The following is a 13,454-nucleotide window of genomic DNA, read 5'->3' on the forward strand; positions in this document are numbered from 1 at the left end:
ACGAATCAGCTCATAAATCTGGTAGAAAAACGGGTGGGATTGCGTGAGCGAATGGAGATGGTACGTGCCGCCATGACGGGGGCACGTTATTGCTACAGGAGGTTATTTTTCCGTTCTATCGAGAATCAGATACGCCGGTTGACACATGCTGCCGCGTTCCTGAATCCAGTAATAATCCATATCCGCGATATGATCATTTAACCCGGCATCAACCCGCTTCACTTCCAGGCGAAGCCCTGCCATGTCGTTATAGCGCAACCCTGACTTAACGATGAATGTATATTTAACACCTTTTTCTTCTTCGAAGGATTTAAGATAGGGTGTCATTTGTTGTTGTATTTCTTTCAGACACACCACTTCATTATCGACTTTAAAAGGCTCGCCCACCACCCCATCCATTGGTGCGGCGAAAACAGATGCCGATGCCAGCACCAGCAAGGCAGGCAGCATTATTTTATTAATAACATGCATTATAATCGCCCCCATTATTGCGCACGCACTTTAATCCTTCTGATTCGTAGGGTGGCAAAAAGATGGGTTTTGCATCAGGGCGTGAAAGATGAGGGAGCGAACTGATCAGAGCAAAAACACACCGATTCAAGACGTTACCGACCTCCGCTGCCTTGTTGAGATAATCATTCGTTACCCGGTCTCTTCGGTACATTTCCTGCTTCCGCATCTCTTTGGGAAATTCGGAGAAAGGCCGCCAGTCCTGCGCATCACGCCATGCTTTGTACGGGGCGAGCTGTGCTTTATATTGCTGGCGACAATCTGAATTTTCAATTGCTGTCATATACTTACTGTTGCCAACGCCATAATCGATATAATTACTTTCGGCCAAACCCCTATCAAGAGAACCTTCAGAGTAGGTAGAAATTTCTTTCAGAATTTCCTGGGTCAGAGCAGGATTTTCTTTCATGTCCTGCGCAATTAATTTATGGACCAGCGACATGTCCTTTGCTTCTGTCCATTTAATCATTGGGACTTTAGGCACATCCACAATATTTGAGTTCGGGTCTTTGGGAAAAAAATTAGCCACACCCACACCCATCGTCACGGCAAAGATAAAGAAACTGACTATTGTTGCAGTAAGAAAGGTTCTGAATTTCCCCCGGCCTTTATCACGGCAACGATTCGCTATCTTCTTATAGCTTAAAATCGTGATTGCAATACATATGACGATCACTACCAACCCTTGCATGCCTGCTCCTTTGGAAATATATCCCGATTAAATTCATATAGGTACACATCCGTGATATCGGCATTTGTTGCCGGGTCTTTAACGCACCCCTGTAAAAATCTTTTCACCTGACCGAAACTTTCCCTGCTCATCCAGCGAACTGATTAACAGAGTTGAAAAACCGGAACACCCTCAAACCCGCAGGAGCAGATAATGAAACCCATGAAAAACCTCGTTCGTACCCTGACCCTGGCTGCCGTACTGGGCCTGTCCGCCACCGCAATTACCGCGCAGGCCGCACTACCCGTCGGAGCCAAAGCGCCTGACTTTGAACTACAGGGCGCCCTGGCAGGCAAACCACTGACTTTCTCATTGCAGCAGGCACTACAGAAAGGTCCGGTGGTACTTTACTTCTTCCCGGCGGCGTTCAGTAAGGGTTGTACTCTTGAAGCGCATGATTTTGCTGAAGCCACTGATAGCTTCAAAAAAATGGGGGCGACAGTGATTGGCGTGACTGCCGGTAACACCGACCAGGTCAGCGATTTCTCCAAACTGGAGTGCCGCGATAAATTCACGGTAGCGGCCGACCCGGGTGCCAAAGTCGCGGCCGAATACAAAACCACCATGGAGATGAAGGGTAAAACCCTGTCTGACCGTACCTCTTACGTCATCGCACCAAATGGCGACATCCTGCTGAGTTATACTGACAGAAACCCGGACACCCATATCGAGAAAGCACTCGCCGCCGTGAAACAGTACAGCGACGCACACCCGCAAACCGCGACTAACTAATCGACGAGACCAGCGATGTTAACCGCCATGCTGGCCGCCTTTATTGGCGGCATCATTCTCAACTTTATGCCCTGCGTATTTCCGGTGGTGTCACTGAAAGCGCTGGGACTGTTGCGTCATTCTGACAACAGCGCCAGCGCGCGCCGTGAAGGTCTGGCATTTTTACTCGGTGTGGTCGTGACCATGATGGCCCTGGCGGGAATTCTGCTGGCGGCGCGTGCTGGCGGCGCAGCGGTCGGCTGGGGCTTCCAGCTACAATCACCGCTGGTCATCGCCTTACTGGCACTGGTGATCCTCGCGGCCGCGCTCAATCTGCTTGGCGTGTTTGAAGTCGGTTTGTCCGTGCAGCAGGTGGGGGCTATCGACATCGGACGCGGTGCCTTCGTTCGTTCAGCCCTGACGGGAGCACTGGCGATTATTGTCGCCACGCCGTGCGCTGCACCTTTTATGGCGAGTGCCATCGGCTATGCGCTGGTTCAGCCCCCTGCCGTTGCGCTGGTGATCTTCTTTGCGCTGGCGCTGGGTTTCGCCGCTCCTTTTACATTGGTGTCATTGTTTCCGGCGTTGGCAAAATTCCTGCCGCGGCCCGGTGCATGGATGGATATTCTGAAACGCGGCCTCGCGTTTCCTATGTTCGGCGCTTATGCCTGGCTGGTGTGGGTACTGGCACAACAGTCGGGTAGCGATGCACTGGCAACCTTACTGGCCGGTTCAGTGGTACTGAGCTTTGCCGGGTGGTTATACGGTATGGCACAGAGACGTCGCTTTGCCGGAAAAGGCCATAAAGTTCTGTTCGCCGTCACTGCCGTTCTGGTGATTGTGGTGCTTGCCCCACTGCCGGGGATGGTCAAATCCGGGGCGGGACTGCCGGGCGACCAGGTGGCAGCAACCCTCACCCAGGAAAAATGGACGCCACAAACCGTTGCGGCAGAGCGTGGTCACGGTAAAGCCATCTTTGTGGATTTCACCGCATCCTGGTGTATAACCTGTCAGGTTAACCAGAAAACCACACTTTCGACCCAGGCGGTTAAAGACGCACTGGCGAAAACCGGTACGCTGTATATGGTTGCAGACTCAACCAAATTTAATCCCGATGTCGATGATGCACTGGGACAGTTTGGTCAGGGTGGTCTGCCGATGTACCTGGTGTATCCGGCCGATGGCGGACCGCCAAAAGTGTTGCCGCAGGTGTTAACCCCCGGCATCGTGGTTGATGCGCTGACTCAGGCAGCGAACAAAAAAGCCTGACCCAACAAGGCGGAATATGGATACAAGCGATACCGGGCGCGACAGCTGGCCTGCACTGATGGAACGGGCGCAGGCAGGCGATCAGCTGGCGTATACACGCTTGCTGCAAGCACTGGTGCCGGTGATTCGTTCGCAGGTACGAAAACAGCTCGCTGACGACGCGCTGATCGAAGACGTGATCCAGGATGTGCTACTGACAGTGCACCGGGTCCGTCATACCTATGATCCCGCTTATCCCTTCTTACCCTGGCTGATGGCGATCATCTCAGCGCGCGCCGTGGATGCATTGCGCCGCCGGGGACGTCATCAGCGCTGGGAAGTGGCAGAGGAGCATCTGTCGGAAGCATCCGCCCCGGCGGATACACAACGGCAGGATTCACAGGAAGAGCTGGCGGGATATTTGCGTCAGCTGCCTTCACGCCAGCGGGAAATTGTCGAACATGTCCATTTACGTGAAATGAGCCTGACAGAGGCGGCAGCGCATAACAACCTGAGCGTCGCAGCGGTGAAATCGCTGTTGCATCGTGCGCTGATCAATCTACGCCGCTTTGGAGCACATCATGACTGATCATAACCTGTTGATTGAAAAACTCAGCCAATCAGTGCAGCCGGTCAAACGTCCGCGCGCCACGGGCTGGCGGGTGCTGACCTGGCTGGCTGGCGCATTGCCCTGCGGCGTGCTGGCAAGTTTTCTGGTGCAACGCAGCCTGACTGACTGGTCACAACCAGGTGCACATTGGGCAATGCTACAACTGGCACTGGCCTTTGTGCTCGGCACGCTGGCTATTCGTAGCGCCTTTACGATGAGCATTGCCGGACGCCGCAGCCTCAGTTGGAGAGCCTTGTTGCCTCTGGGTTTGCTGTGGCTGGCGTTGAGTATTCTCAACATTCCGCGCGTGGAGCCGCCGTTACATGTGGGCGATGGCACCAACTGCTACACCTTTTTGCTGGTGGTCAGCACACCGATGATGGTGATGATGATTGCCAGCCTGCGCCGTACCCGTGCGCTGCATCCGGTGCGCAGTCTGACGATGGCAGGCTTTGGGGTTGCCTGCATGGCGGTAACCTTGCTGGCATTTTGCCATCCGGTGCATCTGCATAAAGAGGACTTTGTGATGCATCTGGCAGCGATTGTTACCATTGTGGCGTTAACGGTGTTGCTGGGGAAACGCTGGGTGGCGATAACGTAAAGGGAACGAATGTTGAAGAGCGGGTGCATTGAGGCCAGCCGCAACAACCTAAAGAGTTGGCGGGGAACAACTCCCCGCCGGGTCTCTTACTTGACAGATTCACAGGCTGTGAAGACAGCGACCTCCGTATTGCCAGCTCGGATGTGGACCTCACAAAGGTCTTTCCTCAAAACCAGCACCACCATCAAAACGGTGGTACAGATAACGATCATGGCGAAAATCAGCGCCTTATGCTGCTTCATAGCCTACTTCTCCTTGACCCGAAGGTCCGTAAGAGGCTACTCTAAACGCGTGTGGCATTTGGAATGTGGCCTCAGTTTAATGTAAAACGTCCTGCAAGACGTCATATGTTAACTGGGGCTTTTCTCTTTCTGCCGTTGGCAAATGCTTAAGGCAGAAAGCCTCAAGCACCCGTCGCGATTCTAATCCAACCGCCTGACTTATCCCAAATTTTTATCCAATGCGTTACGCTAACCCGCGTTTTTTTCTGCGTTCTGGGATCCGTGACAGATTCTTATGCAACGTTATGGAATCACCCGCTCTGCCTTCAGTTTATCGAACAGCTGAGTAAACGAATCCAGCGTGCTGCGATACCCGGTAAACCCGGCCTTACGGCTCTTGCTCATATCCGTGAAAGCCTCCATCGGCCGGCCCAGATCGGCATCGGTGTGCCACCACGAGGCAAGTTTGTTGATATCAGCTTCGCGTAAGCCATCACGCTGCGCGATCTCACGCCATGCTGCCGCTGCGTCCTGCATCCGCCCTTCCAGCGGCATCATCTGCGCCGGATACGCTGCCGCTTCGATCCCGAAATAGCTCGCCAGTCGCGGCCACAACCAGTTCCAGCGGAACACATCACCGTTGACTGCATTAAAGTCCTGATTAGCCGCAGCAGGAGATGTCGCCGCCCACAGCAGTTGCTCCGCCAGCAAGCCAGCATCGGTCACATCCGCGAGACCGTTCCATTGCTCCGTCGAGCCGGGGAAAATAAAGGGCCAGCCCTTTTCACGGCACAACGTGGCATACACTGCCAGCGTCTGGCCCATATTCATCGCGTTACCCAGGGCATAGCCGATGATGGTATGGGGGCGATGCACGCTCCAGCGATAGCCAAATTTCTCTGCCCCGGCAAAGACTTCATCTTCCTGCGCGTAATAGAAATTATCGACTGGCTGACGCCCTTGTTCCTCACGGAAAGGCGTGACCGGTACGGCCCCTTTGCCATAGGCTTCGAATGGACCGAGATAGTGTTTCAGTCCGGTTACCAGCGCCACATGCGCCCCCTGCAAACCATTGCCCAGCGCGTTAATCACATTGCGCACCATGGCGCCATTAACGCGAATGTTCTCTTTTTCATTCTCCTGACGTGACCAGACGCTAAAAAACAGCGCATCCGGTTTTATCCCGGCCAACACCGTATGAACCGCTTCCGCATCGGTCAGATCTGCCGTCAGGCTGTGGCATCCCTCCGGCACTGCCCCACGTCCGCGTGACAGGCCCGTCACCTGCCAGCCCTCGCTGATCAGTTTCTCCGCCAGCGCACGACCAATCACACCGCTGATCCCGACAATTAACGCCTGCTTTTGCATTTCAATTCTCCTCAGTTTGCGTAATCATTAGCGTAATTGAGAATTTAATTCCTATCTCTGGCATTAATTCACATCATTCCCAACCTGAGTTCATGAATAGATGCACGATCAACGATTGAAGGACATCGTCCCGTTTGTTGCCAGCGTGGAAAGCGGCAGCTTTGCCGCAGCTGCGGAACGGCTGCACCTCACCGGTTCAGCGATCAGCAAAAGCGTCACCCGCCTCGAGACACGCCTTGGCTCGCGTCTGCTGGAACGCACCACGCGCAGCCTGAAACTGACCGACGCCGGTTCCGCTTACTATCAAACCTGTATTCGCATTATGGAGGAACTGGCGGAGGCTGAAGCGGTGCTGGCGGCACAGCGCAGCATTCCTTCCGGCCGGTTGCGGCTGGCAGTGCCCAACACCTATGGCCGACTGGCGGTGATGCCGCAGCTGTTACCCTTCTGCCTGCAACATCAGGAGCTGGAACTCAGCCTGAGTTTCTCCGATCGTTTTGTCGATTTGTTTGAGGAAGGGATTGATGTGGCGGTGCGCATCGGTGACACCCCGGATCTGCCTGCCTCGCTTGGTTGTCGTCAGATGGGACGTGAGCGGATGGTGTTCTGCGCCGCGCCAGATTATCTGGCACGTATCGGACGCCCCACCGATGTCGCCGGACTGATGCAGCATCGGGCCATTATGTATGAACGTGTTGATGGCAGCACCAAGCCCTGGCTGCTGCAAGCGGAGGACGGCCATCTGCAATGGCGCAACGTACCGCATCGCATGGCGCTGGGTGATGTTGATGCCCAGGTACAGGCGGTCTGTGCCGGGCTGGGTGTCGGGCAGATGCCTTCATGGCTGGTGCGTGAGCAGCTGGCGCGTGGAGAGCTGGAAATGATCCTGCCCGAACATCAACCCGATGGGCTGGCGCTGACCCTGGTCTGGCCGCGCCGCAAACAATTGTTGCCGAAGGTGGATGCGTTACTCAGCGCGCTCAGTCAGTTGCCCATTCGTTAACGATGATTCAGCCGCCGGGATAAGCGATCGCCAAAGAATTGCAGCAGCGTGACCAGTGCCACCAGCACCACAATCACCGTCAGCATCACCTGCATATCAAAGCGCTGATAACCGTAGCGATAGGCGAGATCACCCAGACCGCCTGCACCAATTGCGCCTGCCATCGCGGAGGCGTTAATCATCGTCACCAGGGTGATAGTAAAACCGCTGACGATGCCAGGGCGGGCTTCCGGCAACAAGACGTGCCAGACAATATGCCAGCGATGAAACCCCATCGCCTGCGCCGCTTCAGTCAGCCCTTTATCCACTTCACGCAGGCTGACCTCGGCAATACGGGCAAAAAAGGGTGTCGCCGCCAGCGTCAACGGCACTGTCGCCGCCCACACGCCATAGGTGGTGCCAACCACCCAGCGGGTAAAGGGAATCAGCGCTACCATCAGAATCAGAAACGGGATAGAGCGAAACAGATTCACCAGCCAGCCAAGCAGACGATTCAGCAGCGGATTGGGGAACAAGTCGCCTCGCCCCGTCACCACCAGGATCACCGCCATCGGTAACCCTAGCGCCAGCGCGAACAGCGACGACACCCCGACCATTAACAAGGTATCCAGCAATCCGGTCCATAAACGTTCAAAGCCCAGTGACATAACCTGCAATCTCCAGTTGGTCGGCCATGCCGCTCAGCGCCTGCTGCACGTTCGGCGCGTCATGACGTACATCCAGCAGCACCAACAGCTGGCCGGTGGGTTTATTTTCCACCCACTCAATAGCGCTAAACAGCAAGGTCACTTCCCCCGCAACGCGCTGGCTGAGTGCACCGATATCCGGTAAAGCGCCCTGCCCGGTATAGCGCAACCGTACCAGCAAACGTGAACCGGCCTGCTGACGTTGAGGCGTAAGCAATGGCACAAGATATTCCGGCAGCGCCTGATGTTGTGGGTTGAGCAGCTGGCGGGTGGTTTCCTGCTGCGGATCGCTATATACCTGCCACACCGGCCCACGTTCAATAATCTCACCCTGATCGATCACCGCCACCTGATGGCAAAGATCGTGCACCACGTCCATTTCATGGGTGATCAGCACGATGGTGATATGGCGCTGCTGATTAATTTTCCTGAGCAGCGCCAGAATAGCGCGGGTGGTTTCCGGGTCGAGTGCCGAGGTGGCCTCATCGCACAGCAGCAATTCCGGGTCATGCACCAGCGCGCGGGCAATGCCGACGCGCTGCTTTTGCCCGCCAGAAAGTTGCGCGGGCCAGGCGTGCTGGCGCTGTTCCAACCCCACCAGTGCCAGCAATTCATCAACTTTGCGCTGGCGTTGTGCAACGGGCACCCCAGCCACCTTCATCGGCAGCTCGATGTTTTCCCGTACCGTTTTCGCCGACAATAAATTGAAATGCTGGAAGATCATGCCGGTGCGGCGTCGCCACTGCACCAGTTCGCGAGCGCTCAGTGTGCCAAGGTCGATACCGTCGATGACCACCTGCCCGGCCGTCGGCGCTTCCAGCCGATTGAGGCAACGGATCAGCGTGGATTTACCGGCTCCGCTGCGACCAATAATGCCGAAAATCTCTCCCCGCTTAACCTGCAGGTTGATATTTTTCAACGCCTCCTGCGTCTGCCCGGCGTAGCGTTTCGTTACGTCGCGGATCTGCACATGCGCCTTGCCCGATCCCTCGCGCGTCTGTTCCAGCAAAGCATCCTGTTCGCCGGGCAACGTCAGGCTGACCATGCTTACTGGCTCCAGCCTGGCTGGTACAGCTTGCCGTAGAAACTGTCCAGTTTGGCGCGCACCACTGGCGAGTGTTGGTAGATATCGACAAACTTCGCCAGACGCGGATCGTCCTGATGACCGTCGCGAATCACGAACTGAATGACATACTCCGGGTGTTCCAGGCCATCAAACAGCAAGGCTTTTTCCGGATCGATGGTTTTCGCCAGACGCAGGTAGTGCGGATAGCCCTGCGCGAGGTCAACTTCATCCAGTGAGCGCGACAGCTGCACCGCCTCGACTTCGATAATCTTCAAATCTTTTGGGTTGCTGGCGATATCATCAACGGTGGCTTTGAGACCGACGCCGGGTTTTAAGGTAATCAACCCGGCCTTTTGCAACAGCAGCAGACCGCGTGCACCGTTAATCGGGTCATTGGCGATGGCGACCGTGCCGCCCTGCGGAATTTGGTCCAGCGAGGTATGTTTTTTCGAATACAGGCCGATGTTATTGATGATGGCAGGCGCGTAAGGCACCAGATGGAAACCGCCCTCTTTGTTAGCGTTTTCAAGGAAAGGTTTGTGCTGGAATAAATTGACATCGATATCGCCATTTTCCACGCTGACATTGGGTGCGGTCCAGTCGGTAAACTCCACCAGCTGGACATCAAGCCCCTGCTTTTTTGCTTCAGCAACGGCGGTTTCCAGCGGCGGGGCAAAGGCTGCGGTAGTGCCAACTTTTAACGGGCCGCTGTAATTAGCGGCACTCGCTACCGAGCTTACGGCCAGCAACGCAGCGGCCAGTTTTAACGCAATTTTCATAGCAATTCCCTGAGGTCAATGGATTAACGAAGGTTGGTCGCAGGCCGCCAGCGTGCCGCCGGATGGCGATCGGGCAGGCGGTCCTGATGCTGAAAAATCTTTTTACGCATTGAACCGGGTTGATAGGCGGTTTTATAGCGTCCACGCTGCTGAAGTTCTGGCACGACTAAATCAATAAAGTCCTGATAGCTTTGTGGATTGAGGATGCGCGTCAGGTTGAAACCATCAATATCCCCTTCGTCGATCCAGTTGATCAGTTGCTCCGCCACCTGCGCAGGGTTACCCATCACCAGCGGATAACGGCTGCCCATCGCGTGTTGCTCCAGCAGACGCCGACGTGTCCAGCCGCTGTAGGCTTTGCTCACTGATTCAATTGCCCGCGTGTCGCCGCTGGTAATCGGCTCATCAAGCCCGAAAGCGGCCAGATCCATGCCAATTGAACTGGAGAAGTGAGCGATCCCCGCCTCCGGGCTGGCGTAGGCGAGATAGCTGCGATACTTCTCCTGCGCTTCGCGTTCGCCAGGGGCAACAATCACGCTGACGCCCATAAAAATGCGAAGATCCTCAGCCAGCCTCCCGGCTTCCACTGCTGCCTGACGTAGCCGCTGGGTTTGCTGACGCATTGCTGCCGGGGAGCTGGCATTGACAAAACTGCATTCGGCATGACGTGCCGCAAATTGTATCCCGCGCGCCGAGCTACCCGCCTGAAATAACAACGGCGTACGTTGCGGCGACGGGCTGCTCAGGTGATAACCCTGCACCTGATAAAACTCGCCCTGATGGTTTACCTGATGAATTTTCTGCGCATCGGCGTACAGCCGTCGTTGCCGATCCACCACCAGTGCATCGTCCTGCCAGCTGCCTTCCCACAGCTGATACACCACATCCAGAAACTCATCGGCCTGATCGTAACGGCGATCGTGATCCAGTAACTGGCGCTGGCCCATTGCGCGGGCGGCGCTATCGAGATAGCCGGTGACGATGTTCCAGCCTATGCGCCCCTGCGTCAGATGATCGAGCGTCGAAAGACGGCGGGCAAAAGCGTATGGCGCTTCATAGCTCAGGTTGGCAGTGACGCCGAAACCCAGATGTTGCGTGACGCTCGCCATGGCGGAGACCAGCATCAGCGGGTCGTTAACCGGCAACTGGATCGACTCGCTGGCCGTCAGATTGATGCTCTGCTGATAAACGTCGTAAACGCCAAGGATGTCGGCGATAAAAATGCCATCAAATAAGCCGCGCTCCAGCAGACGGGCGAGATCGGTCCAGTAGGTCAGTGAATTGAAATCGACGGAACGATCCTGCGGATGCGTCCACATGCCGTGATGGATGTGGCCCACGCAGTTCATATTGAAAGCGTTCAGCAGAATCTGCTTGTGGCTCATAATGTCCCCCGACGCGGCGGTAACACGCCATTCAGCAGATAGTTACCAATCGCCGGGTATTTCCAGCGCACTGGGTCATGCAGAGTATGGGTGCGCGCATTGCGCCAGTGGCGATCAAGATTGTGTTCACGCAGGCTGGCACGCGAGCCACCCAGTTCGAACAACAAATTACCGGCTTCCAGCGCCACTTCCGTAGTCCACGCCCGTGCTTTCGCCACCTCGACCGACGCCGTCGCCACGCTTTCGGCCGTGGGTTGCTGTTGTGCGCTATCAACAGCCTCCCCCGCCAGCGCCAGCAGCGCATCACCCGCGGATAACCGTGCCGCGAGGCGGCCGGTACGGTCCAGCGTCAGGGGATCGTCAACGGCACGTTCAACGCCACTGTCCGGCCACGGACGTGCCCGCTGCCGCAGAAAATCCAGCATGTCGTTAAAGGCCGCCCGCGCGATGCCCTGATCGATGGCCGCATGCAGGATCTGGGCAAAGGGACCAACCGCCGTGGGTCGTTCAAAGGCGGTCTGGAATGGCACCACATCAGCCGCGCTGACGGCAACATCAACAAACTGCACGCTGCCGCTGCCGGTGGTGCGCTGACCAAAGCCGCTCCAGTCATCAATAACGCTGACACCCGCCTGATGGCGCGGGACAAATACCAGCTGTTCTTTATCGTCATCGCCACGTGCAGCGGTGGGGATACGGTCAGCAAATAACGCGCCGGTGGCGTAAAACTTGCTGCCGTTGAGCTGCCCAGCGGCGATGCGCGTGCTGCGCTGATGCGCCGTTGGGGAACTAAATTCCGCCAGTGCATTACCCAGATGCACGCCCGCCAGCACTTCGTCATACAAGCGCTGCTGCTGCGCCGGGCTGCCATTAACGCGCAGCACCTCCAGTGCGTAGAAATGGTTTTGTGGTACCTGGCCGATAGCTGCATCCGCCTCGCTGAGAATGACAACAATTCGCGCCAGCAACCCAGAAGGGATGGCGATGCCACCATAAGCCTGGGGTACGGTAATCGCCCCCAGGCCAGCAGCAAAAAATTGCTGCAGTTCGGCGTGTGGCAATTGGCGTTCACGGTCACGCAACGCGGCATCGCGTCGGTACTGTGCAGCCAGTTGCTGCGCTGCCGCCAGCGCCTGATGTGCATCAGCAAGGCGTGCAGCGGGTTGTTTGGGCTGAACCTGGGTCATGATTGCTCCTTAAATCCAGGCATGGCGTGCCGGTAATACTGCATTGAGGTAGTAGTTACCAATGGCATGGGTTTTCCAGCGTACCGGGTCATGCAGCGTGTGGGTGCGCGCATTGCGCCAGTGGCGATCGAGGCCATGCCGCAGCAAAGTGGCGCGGCTGCCACCCCATTCGAGCAACTTTTCACTGGCGCGTAACGCAACCTCGGTGGTCAGTACTTTGGCTTCAGCAACCGCTATCGATGCCTGCGCACAGTTTTCCGCCGTCAGCGATTGTTGATCGATGCTATCCAGCACCTGCGCAGCGCGTGCCAGCAAGGCATTTGCCGCCGTCAGCTCGGTACTGAGGCGACCAACATCGGCAATGATGTAGGGATCGTCTGCATTGCGGGTGACACCGGCATCCACCCACGGGCGAGAGCTGCTGCGTACAAACGCCAGCGCATCATCCAGCGCACCCTGCGCAATACCGGCATCAATAGCCGCCTGAATCAGTTGTGATACTGCGCCGCGCAGCGTGGGTTTTTCCGGTGCCGGCAACGGCATCACCAGTTGGGGATCCACCGCCACCTGCTGCAATCGGACCGTCCCGCTGGCGGTGGTGCGTTGCCCCATCCCCGACCAGTCATCGACTATCTCAACACCTGTGGCGGGCTGCGGAATAAACGCCATCACCGGCTGTTGATCATGAATCGCGGTCGTCACCAGGATGTCAGCGAATAACGCCCCGGTGGAGTAGAATTTCTCGCCGGTAAGTTGCAATCCCTGTGACGTTGTCACTAGTTGAGCCTGCACATCACGGGTATGGCGGGTATTTTTTTCTGGTCCGCCGTTGCCCAGCCGCTTGCCGCTGACCACGGCACTCAGCAAACGTTGCTGCTGTTCTGGCGTTCCTTCGCCAAGGATGAATTGAATCAGGCCGAAATGATTTTGTGGAATTTGTCCCAGCGACGGATCGCTGGCAGAAATCAGGCGGAATATTTCCGCCACCGTCCGGAATGATAAACCGGCCCCACCGAACTGCCGCGGCACACTGATACTACCCAACCCCAACTGGGTAAATTGATTCAACAAAGCAGTGGGATAAATACGTTGCTGATCGCGTTCAACCGCGCCTGCTTTTGCCTGCTCTGCCAGATGGCGCGCAGCGTCAAGCGCTTCGGCGTCATTATTCACTAATTTCGTCATGATTTATTTCACTTTTGGCTACACAGGGGGAAATAACCGAATGGAAGCGATAATAAGCAGCGGGTATAAAACAAGTAAATAGCACGGTTATGCTATATCTGCGCAAGAGTTTTCATTATTGAGATAACTATTATCTTCGGCGTGGATACGCGTATTTTTAAATT

15 protein-coding genes are annotated in these 13,454 nt (G+C 56.1%); 5 read left to right on the forward strand and 10 right to left on the reverse strand.

Features of this window, described 5'->3' with window-relative positions; all coding sequences use genetic code 11:
* Window positions 1-102: 102 nt before the first annotated feature.
* Both AC6I8X_RS21905 and AC6I8X_RS21910 read right to left on the reverse strand, forming a co-directional pair.
* Window positions 103-471: a hypothetical protein gene (locus tag AC6I8X_RS21905; RefSeq protein WP_497841099.1), complete on the reverse strand. Its 369-nt coding sequence runs from the start codon at window positions 469-471 to the stop codon at window positions 103-105.
* Window positions 458-1,201, reverse strand: a complete 744-nt coding sequence (locus AC6I8X_RS21910) for a hypothetical protein (RefSeq protein WP_497841100.1) — start codon at window positions 1,199-1,201, stop codon at window positions 458-460. The genes AC6I8X_RS21905 and AC6I8X_RS21910 overlap by 14 nt, the downstream gene beginning before the upstream one ends.
* Before the next feature lie 192 nt (window positions 1,202-1,393).
* Here AC6I8X_RS21910 and AC6I8X_RS21915 point away from each other — a divergent pair, with 192 nt between their 5' ends.
* Genes AC6I8X_RS21915 through AC6I8X_RS21930 form a run of 4 tightly spaced genes read left to right on the forward strand, consistent with a single transcriptional unit; the run spans window position 1,394 to window position 4,410 of the window.
* The gene (locus AC6I8X_RS21915; protein ID WP_313684600.1) at window positions 1,394-1,972 is read left to right on the forward strand and encodes a peroxiredoxin; all 579 of its coding nucleotides are present in this window, start codon (window positions 1,394-1,396) and stop codon (window positions 1,970-1,972) included.
* A gap of 15 nt (window positions 1,973-1,987) precedes the next feature.
* A complete protein-coding gene (locus AC6I8X_RS21920; protein WP_497841101.1) occupies window positions 1,988-3,220 on the forward strand; it encodes a protein-disulfide reductase DsbD family protein in 1,233 nt (410 codons plus the stop codon).
* 16 nt (window positions 3,221-3,236) lie between these two features.
* On the forward strand, window positions 3,237-3,788 hold the full coding sequence (locus AC6I8X_RS21925) for a sigma-70 family RNA polymerase sigma factor (protein WP_299450791.1): 552 nt from the start codon (window positions 3,237-3,239) through the stop codon (window positions 3,786-3,788).
* Window positions 3,781-4,410 (forward strand): NrsF family protein, encoded by a 630-nt coding sequence (locus tag AC6I8X_RS21930; RefSeq protein WP_497841102.1) that lies wholly within the window; start codon window positions 3,781-3,783, stop codon window positions 4,408-4,410. The genes AC6I8X_RS21925 and AC6I8X_RS21930 overlap by 8 nt, the downstream gene beginning before the upstream one ends.
* Before the next feature lie 86 nt (window positions 4,411-4,496).
* Here AC6I8X_RS21930 and AC6I8X_RS21935 read toward each other — a convergent pair whose 3' ends face one another.
* Together AC6I8X_RS21935 and AC6I8X_RS21940 are read right to left on the reverse strand one after the other, a co-directional pair.
* Window positions 4,497-4,652: a Hok/Gef family protein gene (locus tag AC6I8X_RS21935; RefSeq protein WP_313684592.1), complete on the reverse strand. Its 156-nt coding sequence runs from the start codon at window positions 4,650-4,652 to the stop codon at window positions 4,497-4,499.
* Window positions 4,653-4,934: 282 nt separating this feature from the next.
* Window positions 4,935-5,999, reverse strand: coding sequence for an SDR family oxidoreductase (locus tag AC6I8X_RS21940; RefSeq protein WP_313684590.1), 1,065 nt, complete (start codon window positions 5,997-5,999; stop codon window positions 4,935-4,937).
* A gap of 100 nt (window positions 6,000-6,099) precedes the next feature.
* Between AC6I8X_RS21940 and AC6I8X_RS21945 the strand changes: the two genes are divergently transcribed.
* Window positions 6,100-7,002: a LysR family transcriptional regulator gene (locus AC6I8X_RS21945; protein WP_497841103.1), complete on the forward strand. Its 903-nt coding sequence runs from the start codon at window positions 6,100-6,102 to the stop codon at window positions 7,000-7,002.
* Here the strand turns inward: AC6I8X_RS21945 and AC6I8X_RS21950 are convergent.
* The 6 genes from AC6I8X_RS21950 to AC6I8X_RS21975 are packed head-to-tail and all read right to left on the reverse strand — an operon-like array spanning window position 6,999 to window position 13,290.
* The gene (locus tag AC6I8X_RS21950; protein ID WP_084880755.1) at window positions 6,999-7,649 is read right to left on the reverse strand and encodes a methionine ABC transporter permease; all 651 of its coding nucleotides are present in this window, start codon (window positions 7,647-7,649) and stop codon (window positions 6,999-7,001) included. The genes AC6I8X_RS21945 and AC6I8X_RS21950 overlap by 4 nt on opposite strands.
* Window positions 7,633-8,733: a methionine ABC transporter ATP-binding protein gene (locus AC6I8X_RS21955; protein WP_497841104.1), complete on the reverse strand. Its 1,101-nt coding sequence runs from the start codon at window positions 8,731-8,733 to the stop codon at window positions 7,633-7,635. Before AC6I8X_RS21955 ends, AC6I8X_RS21950 begins: the two co-directional genes overlap by 17 nt.
* Before the next feature lie 2 nt (window positions 8,734-8,735).
* Window positions 8,736-9,533 (reverse strand): MetQ/NlpA family ABC transporter substrate-binding protein, encoded by a 798-nt coding sequence (locus AC6I8X_RS21960; RefSeq protein ID WP_084880750.1) that lies wholly within the window; start codon window positions 9,531-9,533, stop codon window positions 8,736-8,738.
* A 23-nt stretch (window positions 9,534-9,556) separates the two neighbouring features.
* The gene (locus AC6I8X_RS21965; protein WP_497841105.1) at window positions 9,557-10,918 is read right to left on the reverse strand and encodes an LLM class flavin-dependent oxidoreductase; all 1,362 of its coding nucleotides are present in this window, start codon (window positions 10,916-10,918) and stop codon (window positions 9,557-9,559) included.
* Window positions 10,915-12,105 carry an SfnB family sulfur acquisition oxidoreductase gene (locus AC6I8X_RS21970; protein WP_497841106.1) on the reverse strand — a complete coding sequence of 397 codons (1,191 nt, stop codon included), beginning with the start codon at window positions 12,103-12,105 and terminating at the stop codon, window positions 10,915-10,917. Before AC6I8X_RS21970 ends, AC6I8X_RS21965 begins: the two co-directional genes overlap by 4 nt.
* Before the next feature lie 9 nt (window positions 12,106-12,114).
* Window positions 12,115-13,290: an SfnB family sulfur acquisition oxidoreductase gene (locus AC6I8X_RS21975; RefSeq protein WP_497841107.1), complete on the reverse strand. Its 1,176-nt coding sequence runs from the start codon at window positions 13,288-13,290 to the stop codon at window positions 12,115-12,117.
* Window positions 13,291-13,454: the final 164 nt, after the last annotated feature.

The sequence above is a fragment of the Pantoea sp. X-Soil-TKNS-1280 genome, from assembly GCF_059730475.1.